The 17389-nt window shown below is 40.6% G+C and carries 15 protein-coding genes; 5 read left to right on the top strand and 10 right to left on the bottom strand.

Annotated elements, in window-relative coordinates; genetic code table 11:
* Window positions 1-45: 45 nt before the first annotated feature.
* Together V6E90_RS11990 and V6E90_RS11985 are read left to right on the top strand one after the other, a co-directional pair.
* Window positions 46-630: a TetR family transcriptional regulator gene (locus V6E90_RS11990; RefSeq protein ID WP_016541138.1), complete on the top strand. Its 585-nt coding sequence runs from the start codon at window positions 46-48 to the stop codon at window positions 628-630.
* Between the two features lie 12 nt (window positions 631-642).
* Window positions 643-1161 carry a GNAT family N-acetyltransferase gene (locus V6E90_RS11985; RefSeq protein WP_332605430.1) on the top strand — a complete coding sequence of 173 codons (519 nt, stop codon included), beginning with the start codon at window positions 643-645 and terminating at the stop codon, window positions 1159-1161.
* Here V6E90_RS11985 and V6E90_RS11980 read toward each other — a convergent pair.
* The 3 genes from V6E90_RS11980 to V6E90_RS11970 form a co-directional block, all read right to left on the bottom strand.
* A complete protein-coding gene (locus V6E90_RS11980) occupies window positions 1158-2411 on the bottom strand; it encodes a serine hydrolase domain-containing protein (protein ID WP_332605429.1) in 1254 nt (417 codons plus the stop codon). The genes V6E90_RS11985 and V6E90_RS11980 overlap by 4 nt on opposite strands.
* An 81-nt stretch (window positions 2412-2492) precedes the next feature.
* Window positions 2493-3347: a MaoC family dehydratase gene (locus tag V6E90_RS11975; protein WP_016541135.1), complete on the bottom strand. Its 855-nt coding sequence runs from the start codon at window positions 3345-3347 to the stop codon at window positions 2493-2495.
* Window positions 3348-3413: 66 nt separating this feature from the next.
* Window positions 3414-4805: a 3-oxoacyl-ACP reductase gene (locus tag V6E90_RS11970; RefSeq protein WP_332605428.1), complete on the bottom strand. Its 1392-nt coding sequence runs from the start codon at window positions 4803-4805 to the stop codon at window positions 3414-3416.
* Window positions 4806-5028: 223 nt separating this feature from the next.
* Here V6E90_RS11970 and V6E90_RS11965 point away from each other — a divergent pair, with 223 nt between their 5' ends.
* Window positions 5029-6564, top strand: coding sequence for an acetyl-CoA C-acetyltransferase (locus tag V6E90_RS11965; protein WP_065342821.1), 1536 nt, complete (start codon window positions 5029-5031; stop codon window positions 6562-6564).
* Between the two features lie 96 nt (window positions 6565-6660).
* On the opposite strand, the gene V6E90_RS11960 is transcribed toward V6E90_RS11965, so the two are convergent.
* The 5 genes from V6E90_RS11960 to V6E90_RS11940 form a co-directional block, all read right to left on the bottom strand.
* On the bottom strand, window positions 6661-9150 hold the full coding sequence (locus tag V6E90_RS11960) for a tetratricopeptide repeat protein (RefSeq protein ID WP_332605427.1): 2490 nt from the start codon (window positions 9148-9150) through the stop codon (window positions 6661-6663).
* Window positions 9151-9347: 197 nt separating this feature from the next.
* Window positions 9348-9701 carry a hypothetical protein gene (locus V6E90_RS11955; protein ID WP_332605426.1) on the bottom strand — a complete coding sequence of 118 codons (354 nt, stop codon included), beginning with the start codon at window positions 9699-9701 and terminating at the stop codon, window positions 9348-9350.
* A gap of 116 nt (window positions 9702-9817) precedes the next feature.
* Window positions 9818-10606 (bottom strand): glutathione S-transferase N-terminal domain-containing protein, encoded by a 789-nt coding sequence (locus tag V6E90_RS11950; RefSeq protein ID WP_332605425.1) that lies wholly within the window; start codon window positions 10604-10606, stop codon window positions 9818-9820.
* 11 nt (window positions 10607-10617) lie between these two features.
* Window positions 10618-11130 carry a ribonuclease E activity regulator RraA gene (gene rraA, locus V6E90_RS11945; RefSeq protein ID WP_016541130.1) on the bottom strand — a complete coding sequence of 171 codons (513 nt, stop codon included), beginning with the start codon at window positions 11128-11130 and terminating at the stop codon, window positions 10618-10620.
* A 12-nt stretch (window positions 11131-11142) separates the two neighbouring features.
* The gene (locus V6E90_RS11940; RefSeq protein ID WP_065342825.1) at window positions 11143-11808 is read right to left on the bottom strand and encodes an NAD(P)H-binding protein; all 666 of its coding nucleotides are present in this window, start codon (window positions 11806-11808) and stop codon (window positions 11143-11145) included.
* 213 nt (window positions 11809-12021) lie between these two features.
* Here V6E90_RS11940 and rpsT point away from each other — a divergent pair, with 213 nt between their 5' ends.
* Window positions 12022-12288 carry a 30S ribosomal protein S20 gene (rpsT, locus tag V6E90_RS11935; protein ID WP_004652997.1) on the top strand — a complete coding sequence of 89 codons (267 nt, stop codon included), beginning with the start codon at window positions 12022-12024 and terminating at the stop codon, window positions 12286-12288.
* A gap of 48 nt (window positions 12289-12336) precedes the next feature.
* Here rpsT and V6E90_RS11930 read toward each other — a convergent pair whose 3' ends face one another.
* Both V6E90_RS11930 and V6E90_RS11925 read right to left on the bottom strand, forming a co-directional pair.
* Window positions 12337-13605: a hypothetical protein gene (locus V6E90_RS11930; protein WP_332605424.1), complete on the bottom strand. Its 1269-nt coding sequence runs from the start codon at window positions 13603-13605 to the stop codon at window positions 12337-12339.
* A gap of 188 nt (window positions 13606-13793) precedes the next feature.
* Window positions 13794-16625: a M66 family metalloprotease gene (locus V6E90_RS11925; RefSeq protein ID WP_332605423.1), complete on the bottom strand. Its 2832-nt coding sequence runs from the start codon at window positions 16623-16625 to the stop codon at window positions 13794-13796.
* 317 nt (window positions 16626-16942) lie between these two features.
* On the opposite strand from V6E90_RS11925, the gene V6E90_RS11920 reads away from it, so the two are divergent.
* On the top strand, window positions 16943-17359 hold the full coding sequence (locus V6E90_RS11920; protein ID WP_262758679.1) for a hypothetical protein: 417 nt from the start codon (window positions 16943-16945) through the stop codon (window positions 17357-17359).
* Window positions 17360-17389 lie beyond the last annotated feature (30 nt).

Below are 17389 nucleotides of genomic sequence, written 5' to 3'. Positions count from 1 at the left end.
GAGTTTGTTTCTGATTTGTATATGCTGATAGGTGCTAGAGAAAGAATGGCTTATTTGAACCGTGAACAACGCCGTGAAATGATTTTGCAAGCCGCCATGCAGGTTGCCTTAAACGAAGGTTTTTCTGCGATGACGGTTCGCCGTATCGCCACTGAAGCCCAAACCTCAACAGGGCAAGTACATCATCACTTTGCCTCTAGCTCACATCTCAAAGCTGAAGCTTTTATTAAACTGATGCAGCAATTGGACGAAATTGAAAATCAGGTCCAGACTGCCAATTACCTACAACGTCTCTCATTATTTCTTGGGTGTGAGAATATTGAACAAATCCAACCCTATTTACGCCTTTGGAACGAAGCAGAAGTTTTAATCGACCAAGATCAAGAAATCAAACTGGCTTATAATATCGCCATGCAGGATTGGCACCATTCCATTGTCCGTATGATTGATGAAGGCCAAGCACACGGCGAGTTTCAATTTGATACGAATAGCCATGACATTGCATGGCGGCTCATCGCATTTGTTTGTGGTCTAGAAGGTATTTATAAGTTAGGTTTGCTAGGGTTGAATGAGACTGATTTTAAGCGTCATACCGAAGCCATTATTCAAGCCGAACTATTTAAAAAGTAAAATGAGTAATAAATGATGCAACCAGCACTACACACATCAAGACTCGATTTATACCGATTTGAAATGGATGATCTGATTGACATCTATCCTTGTGTAACAACAACTTTAACCCGTTATATGGCATGGGAACCTGCGCAGAGCTTTGCCGAACTCGAACAGATTGGGCAAACATGGCTGACTGCTGAAACCAACCATACAGATCGCCATTTTGTGTTACGGAATAAACCAGATCAGGTCTTTATTGGCTTAATTGGCGTACATCATTTAGATAGCCCAACACCCGAATTAGGATTATGGATTCGAGAAGATTACCATCAACAAGGCTTTGCTAAAGAAGCCTTGTTTGAAGTATTCAAATGGGCTTCTTTGCATCTATCCGCTCTATATTTCTTATATCCAGTTGCAACTGAAAATCAGCCAAGTCGAAAACTGGCTGAATTTTTAGGTGGAACAGTGGCTGCTCATAAAACCGAAAAGAAATATGATGCCGTGATTTATCATATTCCGCCCTATCAAGCAAAGTCCAATTAGAACCAGCCTTTGCGACCTGTTAATCGTTCATCTGCACAGCGTAACGTTTCTTGACTCAAGCCCCACAGACGATAATCCCCTGTTGCCGAGGTTACGTTAAAGTTATGCGTATAAGCAAAACTCAGTTCACGATCAAAATCACACCACGCACCTGAACCATTAAAGCCCACATGTCCAAAGCCATGTGGCGCACGTTTGCCCATGGTTAAAATACGGTGGTATCCCAAACGCCAATGCATTGGAATCGGCATTACGCGATCACGCGCTTTACTTTGTACGGTACTAAGTTGCTTAAATACCTCTGGACGAATCAGTTGCTGCCCTTGCCATTGTCCTTGATTGGCCAGCATGGCATAGACTTTTGCCAAACTATCCGCAGTAAATACGCCATTGGCCGCAGGAATGACAGCTTGCAACCCTTCATCACTGTAGAAACTAAAATTGCGCATGCCTTTAGGGATCATGGCATCCTGAAAATCTTGTGGGTTTTGACCTGAAAGCTCTAATAATCTTTCGGACAAAGATGCTTTACGTGGGGCATTGTTTTTCTTGCTTTGTGGCGCACTTGTTGATGGTGCTTTTGGTTTTTCCAATAAACGAGCCACTCGACCCAATTCTGAAGCTGGTGTACCAAAATACGCACCATCCAGCTCAAGCGGTTGCACCAGATAACGTTGCATCAACCAACTTAAGGGTTGTTTAGCTGCTTTCTCGATCACACCACCCAAAATCCAACCATAGGTCAAAGGCTGATAAGCAAAACTTTGTCCTGCTGCAAAACGTGGTGTCGCTGCTGCCATAACCTCCAACATATGTGACCAGTCCAGCATTTCTGTTGCAGTTTCAATGCTATTGCGAATATCAAATAGACCACTTTGATGAGACAGGACATGACGTAGCGTAATATTGGCTTTGCCATTCTGAGCAAACTCAGGCCAGTAATAGGCAATCGGCTGTTCATAATCCAGCACACCTTCACTGACCAATATATGGGCAAGTGTTGCCAGAATACCTTTTCCGGTTGAGTAGCACATCGCTAAAGTATCGGATTGCCAATCTTCTTGTTGAGATTTCTTACCTGTGAAAATATCAACCACTTTTTGACCTTGGAAATACACCACCAATGCCGCACCACCTTGCTGGCTACGCGCATCTTGCAAGCGACTAAATTGGCTTGCTAAATCAATAAAGCGTTCATCAACACTGCCCTGATAATGGTGCGTATCGGCAAATAGTATTTCTTTAATCACAGCTCAATTCCTTATGATATTTATGTTTTTTATAATCTCCCTGTTGTGTACAACAGGGATCATTTGCACTAGATGATGGTATTAAAGGGCTTTTACTGTACCCGCAACATGTGGCTTTTTCGATTTCACATTACGAATTAAGAAGTCGGTCTGTTTTGGTTCAGCTGCAGTTAAAAACTCTACTGTAGAAGGTAAGAACATCGGTAACTTGAACCAAACATCGGCCTCATAAGCCGCTGGCAACTCAATACTTGCCAAAGCTTTAGCTTTACTCCACATCCCATGTGCAATCGCCTGTTTAAAGCCAAACGCTTTTGCAGTCACAGCATGGATATGAATCAAGTTAAAGTCACCCGAAATCACGGCATAACGACGGCCTGTATTTTCAGAAATATTCCATTCTGCTTGGGGCTGGTAAGCAGGTTCTTTCACTTCTTTGGCTTTTTCAGTCGCTTTTTTCTCTGTTTTTTGGCGTGATAAATAAGTGGTTAAACTTTCCATCACCACTTCACCACCGACTTTTGCAGTCGTGATGAAATCAAACTGCAAACCTTTGTCATGTGGTTTTAGCTCGCCAAACTTGCACGATAAAGTGATTTGCTCATTCACAGCAATTTTGCGTGTTTGCTTGATTTGGTTACGAATATGCACCAATCCTAAGATTGGGAATGGAAATGCTTCACTGGTCATCATGTGCATTTGCAGACTTTGCGACAAAACTGCCAAATAGATTGCTGGCACGAAACCATCATTTTTAAAACCACAAATCTCGTTATAGCTTTCTAAATGCTTGGCATCAATTTTAAGTGTATCCACCACATATTCAACCTGTGGCAATACCTTTTCGCCCTTTGGCTTTTTAAAAATCAGACCTTGAATGACTTTTGGATAAGCTAAATAAGGTTTTGGCAACTGACTAAAATGACGTGTATTCATAATAAACCTTTCAATATTTTTTATAAAAAAGGGATGCACAAGCACCCCTCTTCAAAACCCTAATGCTTACGCACCTAACAAGCTTTGACCGCAGACACGAACAACGTTACCGGTCACACCAGTTGAACCCGTTGATGCATACCAAGCAATTGCTTCAGCCACATCTACAGGTAAACCACCTTGGTTCATCGAGTTCATACGACGACCTGCTTCACGAATCGCGAATGGAATCGCGGCAGTCATTTGTGTTTCGATAAAACCTGGTGCAACCGCATTGATGGTAATCCCATTCTTCAATGTCGGCGCAGTAAATTTAACCAAACCAATGACACCTGCTTTTGACACAGCATAGTTAGTTTGACCAAGGTTACCTGCGATACCACTGATTGATGATACACAAACGATACGACCATTTGCATTTAAACCATCATGAGAGAGTAAGTAATCGTTAACACGCTCGATTGCAGACAGGTTAATGTTAATTACAAGATCCCAAAGCTCTGGCTTCATATTTGCCAAAGTTTTGTCACGGGTAATCCCTGCATTATGCACGATCACATCTAAACCGCCTTGTTTTGCAGCAGCAGTTTTGATTTTCTCACCTGCATCGGCAGCAGTGATATCGATTGCCAATACTGAACCACCAATTGAACCAGCAACACGCTCAAGATCGGCTTGTTGTTGCGGAACATCTAAACAAATGACATGCGCACCATCACGCGCCAATACATGTGCAATCGCTTCACCAATACCACGACTCGCACCAGTCACTAATGCTGTTTTGCCCGCAAGTGGCTTAGCCCAATCTAAATCAACCACATCTGCTTTAGACACACGGATCACTTGACCAGAGACATAAGCGGAACGCGGTGAAATCAAGAAACGTAAAGTTGATTCAAGATTTGCTTCTGCACCTTGGTCCACATAAACCACTTGTGCAGTAATCCCTTTTTTGAATTCTTTACCAACCGACTTGATAAAGCCTTCAAGCGCACGTTGTGCAATCGCTTGTTTGACTCTTTTGGCAGTTTCAGGTGTGGTACCAATCACGATCACACGGCCTGAACTTGAGATTTGACGCGCGATTGGATTGAAGAAGTCGTATAACGCTTTTAATTGTTCTGAATCTTGAATACCAGATGCATCAAATACAACCGCTTTAAATTTAGATTCTTTGTCATCGGCATTAAGAGGACGAAGATTTAAACCGACCTTTGCAGCCGTTTGTTGTAATTCAACATTATTACCGACATAGCTATCTGCATGAATATTACTCAAAACTTGAGCAATCGCAGCAGAAATCGTACTAGATGGTGCTGCGCCAAGCAATACTGCACCATTTACAACTGGTTGAGCACTTTCAAAACGATCTAGTGCTACTGGTGATGGTAAACCTAGGTTTTTTACGACAAACTTACCTAAAGGTGATTGTGTAAATGCTTGGTACTGATCAGTCATGGTTATTATCTCTCATACAAATGAATTTGTTACAAACACATGAATCATGTTGGGATATGGCATGAAATCAATGTCTGATTGACTCATAGCAAATCATACTTGAGTTCATGTCTAGATGTCTTGACCTGAATGTGGTCTCAAGCGTCATTCTAGTCAATACAGCACTATCGGAAATATGGTATGTTTGTAGCAAGAATATCGCAATTATGCTTGGAAAAGCCTTATGAGCAAAACAACTCAAGAAAATCCAGCAGTCGAGACTTCCGCTCAAGAGACTGTGTCAAATACATCAAAAGCAGCTTCAACTTCACGTAAAACTGCAAGCACAACTCCGAAAGCGGCAACGACGACACCAAAAACAACGCGTGCTCGCTCTACAACACGTAGTGCGAGTACGACAAAAAGTGCTGCTGCGTCTACAACGACCAAAGCAGCTACAGCTAAAACAACCAAACCTTCTGTTCAACAGGATAAAACCATGAGCCAAAACACTGTGCGCCGTGTTGCCATTATCGGCGGTAACCGTATTCCTTTCGCTCGCTCTAACGGCGCTTATTTCACAGCTTCTAACATCGACATGTTTACAGCTGCGTTAAACGGTTTGGTTGAGCGCTTCAACCTACAAGGTCAACGCCTAGGTGAAGTGGTTGCGGGTGCAGTATTAAAGCACAGCCGTGATTTCAACATGACACGTGAATGTGTTTTAAATACGCAACTTGCACCAGAAACACCTGCATATGACATTCAACAAGCATGTGGCACTGGTTTACAAGCAGCATTCCTCGTTGCAAACAAAATCGCTTTAGGTCAAATCGAAGTGGGTGTTGCTGGTGGTGTTGACACGACTTCTGACGCACCAATCGCTTTCGGTGATGGCTTACGTAAAGCCCTACTTGAACTTAACATTGCTAAAACAGGTAAAGACCGTTTAAAAGCGTTAGCGAAAATCAATGTAAAAGATCTTATGGATGCACCTAAGAATGGTGAACCACGTACAGGTTTATCAATGGGTGACCATCAAGCAATCACTGCGCTTGAATGGGGTATTCCACGTGAAGAGCAAGATATTCTTGCTGCTTCTTCTCACCAAAAAATGGCAAAAGCATACGAAGAAGGTTTCTTCGATGACTTAATCACGCCATTCTTGGGTTTAAGCCGTGACAACAACTTACGTGCTGACTCTACAGCTGAGAAATTAGCAAAATTAAAACCTGCATTTGGTAAAGGCGAAGCTGCAACCATGACAGCGGGTAACTCGACCCCATTGACTGATGGTGCGTCATGTGTACTTTTAGCGTCTGAAGAATGGGCGAAAGCAAATGGTCATGAAGTCCTTGCTTACCTGACTTTCTCTGAAACTGCTGCGGTTGATTTTGTTGGTAAGAAAGAAGGCTTATTGATGGCACCTGCTTATGCAGTTCCACGTATGCTTGAGCGTGCTGGTCTTAAACTTCAAGATTTCGACTACTATGAAATCCATGAAGCATTTGCATCACAAGTTCTTTCTACCTTGAAAGCATGGGAAGACGAGAAATTCTGTAAAGAGCGTTTAGGCCTAGATGCACCTTTAGGTTCAATTGATCGTAGCAAGCTGAACATCAAAGGTTCATCTTTAGCTGCAGGTCACCCATTCGCTGCAACAGGTGGTCGTATCATTGCGACTGCTGCGAAAATCTTAAATGAAAAAGGTTCAGGTCGTATTCTTGTTTCGATCTGTGCTGCTGGTGGTCAAGGTGTAACGGCGATTATTGAAAAATAATTGTTCATCTGCCCATAAAAAAGCTGAATCATTTGATTCAGCTTTTTTATTTCTGGTGTTTCTATGATGACCATACCCTATTGAATCAGGATACGATTAGCTCAATTGTATTTCATTGCTGTCAATATAATTTTTCCAATGTTTATACTTTGCAGGATTTTTAAATTGCTCTGACTCTCCATAATAAAAAAGCAACTGCTTCAATACATAATGATAATCAGCATAATCTAATGCTTTTTCAAAATACTGAATTGCCTTTTTAATATTCTGTTTAAACTGATGTCCTGCCTCATACATCAACCCATAATAGATTGCAGTATAAGCATCAGTTTTATCTCGTTTGATCAATTTAGCCAGTTGGTCATAGGCCGCCTTTCTATAATAAAGATCAGCGAGTTGCTCCCCACAGAAATACAATTGTTTCTCGGCACGTTGGTAATAGTCTTGCGCGGCTTCAAGATCTTGTTCAACCTCAACACCATCATAATACAGTCCTGCTAAATTTTTGCAGGCTTGGCCATTTCCTAACTGTATACTCTGTTTAAAACAGTCAATGGCTTGTTGAATATTCTGATCTACACCATGCCCTTTCAGATACATGCAGCCTAAATTATTCCATCCCCAAGCATTGCCCAGATGCGCTGCTTGCTGATAATAGTTCAACGCTCGCGTATAATCTTGCTCGACGCTTTCACCGTTATCATACATCAGGCCTAATGCCACCATACTCTCACAATCACCCTGATCTACAGCAGCCTGATAATATTGTATGGCTTGGGCAATATCATCATGTTCTTCAAAAGATTGGGCTATTTTCAACAAAGTCTTGGCTTTGAGTTGGTCAAAATAAATATCGCCTTGGGCAGTCTTCCAGCGTAAATAAAATTGCTCGAAAAACTTGAAATCCTTACCTTGGAAATTAAAACGCTGCAAATAAAATTGACCGACTTGATCTGGTTCTGCTTTTTCCAGTTGGCGTTGCTGATTAATAAAGAATAATTCCAACCCTTTAAATAATGTCAATTGCCCTAATCCAAGGTCATAACGGAGAATCGCAGGCGCAATGTAATCAAAATGTTCACTTAAATACTTTGTCTGAGCATCATAATAAGAGCGTCCAGTTGCCGCCACACACTGAAAGAAACCATGACTGACATGCTCTATACGTTCAAACTGATGAGAAAGAGGAATTAACCATTTTTGCTGAGCTGCATCAAACAATCCATATTTCCCAGCATCTTCAAATGGGTAAATATCATTAAGATCATTTAGATAATTACCTTCTATTAGTTTATCCACTCCCTGTTGCAGCAAAAACTCATGGGTTTCGGTTTGATATACATACCATTTCTTTTGTTTTCGATAAGCAAAGCTGGTATAGCCATAGGCAGACCAATCTTTGAGTTGATCGACCTCATCAATCAGTAATTCAGCATTCGGTTTTAATATCGAGATCTTGCGTTGAAACTTATTCGGATTAATCCATAAATAACCATGACTGAGTGGTTGTAGTACATCTTCAAGAAACTCGCCTAAGTAAGTTCCATCGCTCAGAAAATACCGTCTCTTTGTTGTTCCTACTAGCTCATAAGAATAAAGCTTGTGCTGTTCATTTAAATAATGTTGCTCAAAGGGACTACCCGAAGATTCTGTAATAACCAGTTGATGCTGAAGATTAAAAAGTTGATATTTAGCCTGATGTAGAATATTAAAAGTATCAGAATAAAGTAGTTGCTCAATAGCATCATAACAAGCTGGGATCTTCCATTCCCCGTTATCGAGACAAATGACCCCTTGCCGCTCAGGCGCGTGTTGTGGATGTACTACGGCATAATTTTGTTCTTCAATTTGGAAACTTTCATAGGCTTCAGAAAATTGAGCTTCAACTAAAATCTTCCCGTAATGATTGATGTAACCCTTTTTTTCATGGCAGGTAAATACGGCAATTCCGTCCTGATTAAATGCTGAAATCTGACTAAATTGTGGTGTAACAACCGTCTCTCCTTTACGATTCTTTAACCCCCACAGACCGTTTTTTTCAAAACTTTCGGTTGCGTCTCGGTAAAGCCATGCTTCCCAATAACCAAGCCCCCACTGAATCCAATCTGTCTGTAAAATCTCAAGAAAGCTCTCATAACCACTTCTGGCCAATATCGGATTTAAAACAGATAAATCCCTTAATGTGATCGCTTGGTCATACAAGAATTTTTTTTCTACTATTTCCTCTAGCCAGTCCTGAGCTTGTTGACGATGGCTGTCCTCATTCATGTTAAAAACATCAGTTGCATCCATTTCAAACTGTTCATAAGGTAAGTTTTGCAAGAGCTCAAACATCGTCTGCTGAGCCTCAACAAAATCAGCTTGACCATCCAATTGATAGGTTGCATTCAACAAATCATAGAACCGTTGTAAATAAGCAATACCCCCCAAACGATCAAAGTAAAGTAAATGCCCTTTGCGTGTTGGCTGTATAAAAAACAGAGGAAGTAACAGCTGTGGAATTTCATATTTCCACTCGCCTAAATATCCCGAATAAGTATTTTGTTTATCGTGATCAACATTATATAAATAAATACGATGCGCCATTTATCGACCCTAAATCATTATCTTTATAAATTGAAATATAGAATTCCAAGAGAAATACCGAACAGATATTCACTCGATGTTTTGAATTATAAATTGAATTTCAATTATTCTCGTATTAACTTTCAATCAAATACAAAATGACAAACAACTGAGCGATCTTTTCATATGATCCATCCGTCTTGTCTGTAATCTAGGACTTATCTTGCCCGTTTAAACTTCACATAATAATCATTTAAAACTTTAATCGCTTGCTTAAGTTCTTTAAGATTTCCCTCCGTATTCCCCAATCGCTCAACAAAACACTGAGAGTATAATTCTAAATCAATCTTTTCATTGATTTGCGGTGCGATTCGAAACAGCTTTTCTAAATCATCAAACCGGTCTAATTTTCGGTTTGAAAAATATTCCAAACGAAAGCCTAGCTCATTTAAGACGATACCATTCAGAATCGGCCCTTGTTCAGCATCAAAGCTCAAAGCATGTTCTTGCAAAAATAATTGCTCAGGCGTTGCTTTGGAACTTTTAAATAGGTTGCTTAATTGGCTTAACATTTTCGGATTGATCATATAGCGATTTTCGAGCCTATTAAACCGCTAAATCATCCATTGAAGCAACCACTGACTGCACCTATAAAAAAAGCATCTTCTAAAAGATGCTTTCTCGTAATTTATTGGCCATACTGTTTTTTAAGGTATTCCACAATTTTAGCCGACTCAAACATTTTCACGCTGGTATTAGGATCAATCAAATACGGAACTTGAATATCACGGCCCATCAGTTCAACAACCTTTTCGCGCTTACCATTAGGCAACGGAATATATTGGCCCGGTTTTAAACGTAAAATTGCAGGTCCCATATCCTGCCAACGCTCTTTCGGCACATTATGCAAAATATATGGCAACTCCAACTCAGTCAGAACTTCACGCACCAAACGTGTATAAGGACTTGCCTCAAAGCTCCACAGCTCTAATAACTGCGCTGGTGCTGGACGCTCAACAATCTGCGGATTAATCCACACACCACGTGCTGCATTCGCCACAGTCGCTAACGCAGAGATATAAGGAAGTTTTGGATAATGACTAAACTTTTTCGGTGTTTGACCCGTTTTCCCATAATGCTTAAACAGATGATGAATAATCTGCTGTGATTCATATAACTGATCACCCGTATTTTCATCAATCAAAAATGGAAACTGCCTTTTCCCACCTTGAGCTTTCACGATGTGGCGATATTTTTGACCACCTTTTGGACATGGATAAATCTCCACATCCAAATTCAACAAAGTGATCACTTCACGGACACGGCGACAAAATGGAGAACCTTCAAACTCATAGAGCTTAAGTGCTTTTGCAGGTTGATTGGGAAATGGTGTACCAGAGACACCTCGCCCACCTTCAATCAGCGTTGCACATACAGATTGTAAAACCTTGAATTGGTGGCTCACCATTTTTAGCATCGGGTTATCCTTTAACAGTCAGTTAGTTTTTCTTTTGCAATCACAATGCCATTATTATCTGCATAGATATAATCGCCAGAATTGATGGTTACACCGCCAAAATACAACGTGATATCCACTTCACCTATGCCTTTACGATTACTTTTTTGTGGAATCGCAGCCAATGCATGCACACCCAAATCAAGTTCTGCAATGGCATCGACATCACGCACACAGCCATAAATCACCACACCATTCCAATGATGCTTAACCGCCGACTCCGCAATTAAATCACCCATCAAGGCACAACGCATTGAAGCGCCACCATCAACAACTAAGACCTTGCCTGTACCATCGGTTGCCAACAGCTCTTTTACACGGGAGTTATCTTCAAAACACTTTACAGTGACGACTTGCCCACCAAAAGTTTTACGTGCTCCATAGCTTTTAAAAAACTTGCCATCTAAGGATGGTGTGACCACTTGCAAATCTTTTTCAGGGTTATCATCTAATAAATCACAAGTTACAAAAGGGATCGTTGTCACTGAAATTCTCCATTATTTGCTTTGTTGTATACTTAAATTGTCATAGCATTTGAATGCAGCTGTCTGCGTTTGTGCCGCAAGCAACATAGTATGCGCCAATTGCTCTGCCGATACAGGTTTAAGTTTAAACGGTCTGGTCCACGCTTTTTCGACCAACTTAAATGCTGTCTGTGCCAGATCTTCTAACAAGCGAACATCACTGCGTTTTCCAATTAAAAGTGAAGGCTGGAAGATCGATAGCTTATAAATTGACAGACTTTTCAGGTAATTTTCCAGCTCACCTTTTACTTTATTATAGAAAACTGGTGAATTAGCGTTCGCTCCCAACGCACTGACCACCAATAAATGAATATTTTTATCCTGAACCAAATCTGCAAAATGAGCATTGATTTCATAATCAATTGCATAGAAGGCCTCTTTCGATCCCGCCTGTTTTATGGTGCTTCCCAAGCAACTAAATGCATGGGTATAGCGACTGACATCTTCATCATTCAGCAGCAGAAAATCTTCTAAAACAAGCTGAGTGACCTTACTATAAGCTTTTAATGTATCTGATTTTTTTCTTACGACCACGGTAATATCACTGAAGTCATCAGAATGCTGTAACTCATCTACAAGCGCCTGACCGACCAATCCTGTCGCACCAATGATAATTGCTTTTTTCTCACCTATTTTCATTTTTATTCGCTCTAAGCCATGAATAAACCTAATGTAACGTTTTCTTGCACGATTATCACCTGTAAAATGTACTTAAAAGTATCACAAGGCTTGACTTCGGGGCTTAGTTTCCTCAAAATATGGCACTTGTTTACGGGCTGGTGAATGTTGCCAATGTTATTTTGGTTTTAACTTCAGCCCGCCCAGACCAACTTATTTTCAAGGAGTGCACGAGTGGCAAACTCTGCTCAAGCTAAAAAACGTGCTCGTCAAAACGTTAAAGCACGTAAACACAACGCAAGCTTGCGTTCAATGGTTCGTACTTACATCAAACGTACTGTAAACGCGATCGCTGCTGGTGATTATGCTACTGCTACAGAAGCTTATAAAACTGCTGTTCCAGTTATCGACCGTATGGCTGATAAAGGCATCATCCACAAAAATAAAGCTGCTCGTCATAAGAGCCGCTTAAACGCTCAAGTTAAAGCATTAGCTAACTAATTTGAAGCATATAAAAAAGCCCGAATTTTTCGGGCTTTTTTATTGTCTTTATTTTGGAATATAGGGCTGTAAACCTGTACCCGCCTCAATCACAATCTTGATCAATTTCTGACAGAACTTATAGCTTTCTTCCAATAAACCCAAATCACTGGCCCGTGCGTTATTCTGCATCAATACGGCCTTATGGTATTGATAGCGTTGTTTTAAATATGCGAGATCTTGGCTTAATGCAATCATCATCAACTCAAAACGAAAATCCAGATCAATTTTAAAATCTGCCGGCATCTCGCCATAGGCCCACGCCTGCAACACCTCTAGTCGACCTTGCCCTAGATTTGTAAAGATAAAATCAATATAAGCATCTAAATTTTTGAAAAAATCCTGAATATCAGCCTGCGAATCCCAACGTCCCGTCAATGCAAAACAAAGTTCACTATTATTTTTCTGTCCTGTATTTTTATGGATATCCATTGAACGTAGGCGAAAAATCAAACGTTCAGACAACTGCTCTTGCAACTGCTCAGGAATAAACCGATCGGTAAAATCCATCGCAAAAGACAGCATTGGACTAACTGTTAACTTTCTAAGCACCATCTTGATTTGATAAAAAACCCCCAACTGTTTTTGGGTCAGCAAAAAGCAACGATAACCTGTATCCAATGCCAACTCAGGTCGGCCAATGTTGCCCCAATTCGAAATAAAATCATGCACAACATTAAAGACATCAAGCTTAAGATACTGCGTATCCTTTTGTTGTTCAAACCACTGGCTAATTAATTGTTCTGCTTCAGGCATATTCCGTGGCATCTGAAAATCGCTCACTAATACAGCAGGCTCAACTTCAGGAGCAAACTCAAGCTGTTTGACTTGCAAAGGCTCGAGTAAATAAGGCTGCAACATATTGGACACCGCATTTTCAGGAGATTGTAACTCCCCTATGGCCCAGACATTATAATTCGACTCATAGAAGCCAATTCCTGTTTCATGTGCGGCCTCATAAAAGACTCGATAGACCGCATCATTTTGTGCCTCATTTTCCAAAATATCGACTTGCACACTGGCATACAATCCTTGAGCAAACTTGCTCTTAATCCCCTGCACCCATTGCTGCGTTTGTTCAGAAAAATAAGATTGGTACTGTGGATCACAAATCTTGTTGCTAAATAAGTCCAACCACGCATGCAAAGTTCTGCCATGACTAGAAATATGACGATATTGTTGATGCAATTCAAAGGCAACTTGATGTGAATCATCTTCTGCAGGAACCTTACCTGTAAAAATTTCAGGCTCCCATAAATAAATCGTGTTTGATAACATCTTTTTATCCAATTATGTGTCAAGTTTCTCTTTTTATAAGCCTATCATGACGAAAAACGACAGATTTTAAAAGTGCACTTTTATTATTTTTTTAACTTTCCAAAAATTATATTCTGGATAAAAAAATATGAAGCTCCGCAGAACTTCATATCATTGATTTATGACATTTAAATAAACTTGTTAAGCAATTAAGGGCTAACAGCCAGCACCTTGATTGCAACAGGTAAATTCTTTGCAGACAATCCAGCGAGCATCAAGCTGTTATTGACAACAGGGATCGTCCATTTCTGATTTGAACCACTGGTACAACGATAACGAATTAAGCGTGCACGATTATTGCTTAAATAACCGCCCTCCAAATCAAAGCACTGATTTGACTGCTTAATCGCTTGTGCAGTCACATCAACTCCCCAAACCTGACTTGTTGTACCACTACACGGCATCAGATTAATCACATTGCCTGCAGTCGTCGTTAAACATTGATCAATATATTGCTTGTTATGAATTTTACCCAAGGCATCATAGACCCACTTCTCAGAATCATCCCCCACACAACCTATCGGGCCACTGATAAATGCATTGAGCTGACCATTTGCTAACGTTTCAGCTTTGAGGCAATTGTTCCGATTCAATAGACTGGTACTCGATACAATATTCAGATCGCCTTTAAGCGCTAGTTTTTCGACAAAGCTCTGAAATGCTTTCACTGCATCGGTGTTTAAATTATTTAAATCCGAACGATAGACATTGATCCAGCGATTGAGTCGATAAAGCTTAATTTGCTGCTGGGTATAACGCACCATTTCATTTTGTGCATCAGGTGATAGTTGATCTTTAAAAGTTCGGTATGAATCAAACAACAACTTAGATTCAGGCGAAAGATTGACAACTGCCTTATCTTTATTCTCTAGCAAAGCCTGTTCTAACTGTGGCAGTTCTATTGTTCTCAGAGCTGAATATTCAGCCTCTTTACCAATCTCAACTGCTGGCGCTAGGACAGTGGTATTGGCAGGTATCGATATACTCGACAATAATACTGCCGCCTGATTGGCCTTTTTACAATATAGATTGACTTGCTGTGGTGCCTCACTTTGTGCAAAGTTGACATGAAATTTATTGGCATTGCTTTTAGCACCCATACGCTGCGGCGCCAAAGCAATATTTTGACTCGTACTGGCAAACTGCACATTCAGCCAACAACTTGCTGTTGCTGCATTCGGATTGGCTTGTGGTAAATCAAATACATTACCCCAGTTCCCTTTGGCGGCAGGATAAACCAAGCCAATCTGCGCCTCTGGATCATATCCACCCAAGATTGTATAGACTGGTACACCAAACATTTTAGGTTTCAAGTAATTGCCATCAGTACGGTTATACCAAACATTGCCCGAGTCTGGGGTCTTAGGCTGTGCAACCTCCATCACCCGTGTTGTTGCATTCCATTTTTTATAGCCTGTTGGTGAACTTGCATCCCACACATAACGATCAAATGCAGGTTGGATTCTTGAATAAGTACTATAACCGGTGTAATGAGTATATTTAGAGATACCACTTGCAGTTGCACCACCCGACATCGCATCCCAACCATAGGCATATTTATTTAAGAAGTTTGGTACGCCATTGGCACCATCGCCTAAATTGGTGGTGGTCCAATTGAGGTTACCACGCATTTTATTTCTAAAGGCAATATAGCCCCAACCACTATCCGCATGATGTGCCGCCCAAAACATATTTGTACCTGCAGCGCCAGGATAATGTCCCAACCCATAATGATGGCCAATCTCATGGCTAAATTCATTGCCCACAGAATCAATCAGCGTCAACATGCCATTACCACCACTTAAGCCATGAGTTGCCTCACCGTTGCTATATTTACCACGTGCATAATGCGCAACGACACTTTGATTAAGTGGTTTATATTTTTTCTCCACATTATCAAACACCATTGGTTGAACTTGGTCTAGCATAGATGCACTGGTCGCACCAACATTGGCCAAGTTGATTCCTACACCAAAAGTCGATTTGGCCGTATCTTCACGCATATCACCAGTATATACATCACCTGTCGTAGCACTCACCGCATCATAAATAACACCGCTTGCCACCATAACTTTATTCAGTTTCAAGTCATCATATTTAGCGACAATCATGCGTGCCGCAGGAATGGTCTGGAAATAATCCGTACCCGCCTTTGCAGGCTCGAGCAGCATATAATGACCTGTAGATTTCGGTGGGTCGGTCAATAGGCCTAGACGGATATTTTGCAATACCAATTCACCCGGTGCGGCTAAATCAATATTGTTCGCAGTTAAATCACCACTACGATTATTCAGTGGATCAACCACACGAAGATGTAGACCAGCTCGGATCTCACTCCATTTTAAGGCAACTGTCCACGCTCGCTTTGAATAGCTCACTGGTGGGCGCCCATCCGTATTGGACTGATCAGATGCTGCAATTCTTGATGGTTCTTTCAACTTAACCGTTCTGAGCAGTTGATTACCTTGATAGATCTCAACTTGTAATTTCTGTAGGTCACCCATTTCCGCAAGTGGTGTCACCAATAACAAGGCATCTTTTTCTGTGGTTAAGCGCGGCATTGAATCTTTTTCATTATTTTTAGGATTGACCACATGACTTTGTGCAAATTGTAGCATCGCAGCAAAACTGCCATTTAAATCATTGCGTAATAACCTTGGTAACCCAAGTTTATCGTAATCATAAAAGCCTAAAACGGCCTCATCAACAATATCCCTTTGTGGCTCTGGATACTTTTCTCCCACTGGTGGAATCGAAGGTGTTTCTTCTTCACCTTGGTCAGGCGTTTCGGATGTTCCATCACCTGGTAATTCATTGCTGCCTTCACCAGGTATTATGCTGCTACCGCCACCAGCAACATTATTATTGCTTGGTGGTTCAGTATTGGTTGTGGCGCCCGAATGATCTGAACCTCCACCACCACAAGCAACCATCATAATCGACAGTAAACAGACCGTTAAATGCTTAAGTTGCAATTGCATCACACTTCCCCAAGAAAAATTTGATAAATTATCGTTAATGACAAATTACGTTAAATAGTTAAAATTAATATAAATCATATAGTTATACATATTAGCAACTTAATCAACAAGAAGGGAAATTAATTTATCGCAAAAACAAGAAATGCTGGATTTATTACACTTTTAACCCAATTCAATTTTATTTACATTTCTAAATTAAACACAACTCACCCACCAGCACCACATTTCCCTCACTCAAACCACCTATTGTATCCAGTTAGAATTCATTTAAATTTAAATTTTGAGCAACAATCAATCTACAAAAATTGGAGAGCCAAATGAACAAGAATGGGAAGCTCATCATCGCAGTAACACTTTTTTCATGCAGTAGTCTAAGTTTTGCTGCAAGCTGCACAAATACCATCGAGAACAACACGATCAGTGATCTCAGCGTTCCCGCAGGTGCACATTGCACACTCAACAATTCATCAATTGAAGGCGATGTAAATATTGCGAAAGGTGGCAGTTTAATTTTAAATAGCTCTTCTATCCAAGGCAGCATTCAAGCTAAGCAAGCAAAAGCAATTAGATTAATCAACTCAAGTGTCAGTGGTGACATAGATATTGCACAAGCTGCAACAACATTGAGTTTAGATAAGTCGATTATTTCAGGTAATATTCACTGCTCAGCTTCAACTCAGTTGCAAGCAAAGCTCAGTCAGATCGAAGGACAAAAAATTGGAAAATGTGGTTGATCAGACTTCAATCCAATCATGTTGATGTTT

The organism is Acinetobacter sp. ESBL14 (assembly GCF_036668815.1).
Classification (GTDB): domain Bacteria; phylum Pseudomonadota; class Gammaproteobacteria; order Pseudomonadales; family Moraxellaceae; genus Acinetobacter; species Acinetobacter gyllenbergii.
Note: the sequence above shows the minus strand (reverse complement) of the source record. Positions and strands in the feature narration are given on the sequence as shown.

Excerpts from the sequence above, each read along its gene's own strand:
- V6E90_RS11990 (WP_016541138.1), top strand. The coding sequence starts at position 46 with ATGGCTTATTTGAACCGTGAACAACGCCGTGAAATGATTTTGCAAGCC.
- V6E90_RS11985 (WP_332605430.1), top strand. The coding sequence starts at position 643 with ATGATGCAACCAGCACTACACACATCAAGACTCGATTTATACCGATTT.
- V6E90_RS11975 (WP_016541135.1), bottom strand. The coding sequence starts at position 3,347 with ATGAATACACGTCATTTTAGTCAGTTGCCAAAACCTTATTTAGCTTAT.
- V6E90_RS11970 (WP_332605428.1), bottom strand. The coding sequence starts at position 4,805 with ATGACTGATCAGTACCAAGCATTTACACAATCACCTTTAGGTAAGTTT.
- V6E90_RS11965 (WP_065342821.1), top strand. The coding sequence starts at position 5,029 with ATGAGCAAAACAACTCAAGAAAATCCAGCAGTCGAGACTTCCGCTCAA.
- V6E90_RS11960 (WP_332605427.1), bottom strand. The coding sequence starts at position 9,150 with ATGGCGCATCGTATTTATTTATATAATGTTGATCACGATAAACAAAAT.
- V6E90_RS11955 (WP_332605426.1), bottom strand. The coding sequence starts at position 9,701 with ATGTTAAGCCAATTAAGCAACCTATTTAAAAGTTCCAAAGCAACGCCT.
- V6E90_RS11950 (WP_332605425.1), bottom strand. The coding sequence starts at position 10,606 with ATGCTAAAAATGGTGAGCCACCAATTCAAGGTTTTACAATCTGTATGT.
- V6E90_RS11940 (WP_065342825.1), bottom strand. The coding sequence starts at position 11,808 with ATGAAAATAGGTGAGAAAAAAGCAATTATCATTGGTGCGACAGGATTG.
- V6E90_RS11930 (WP_332605424.1), bottom strand. The coding sequence starts at position 13,605 with ATGTTATCAAACACGATTTATTTATGGGAGCCTGAAATTTTTACAGGT.
- V6E90_RS11925 (WP_332605423.1), bottom strand. The coding sequence starts at position 16,625 with ATGCAATTGCAACTTAAGCATTTAACGGTCTGTTTACTGTCGATTATG.
- V6E90_RS11920 (WP_262758679.1), top strand. The coding sequence starts at position 16,943 with ATGAACAAGAATGGGAAGCTCATCATCGCAGTAACACTTTTTTCATGC.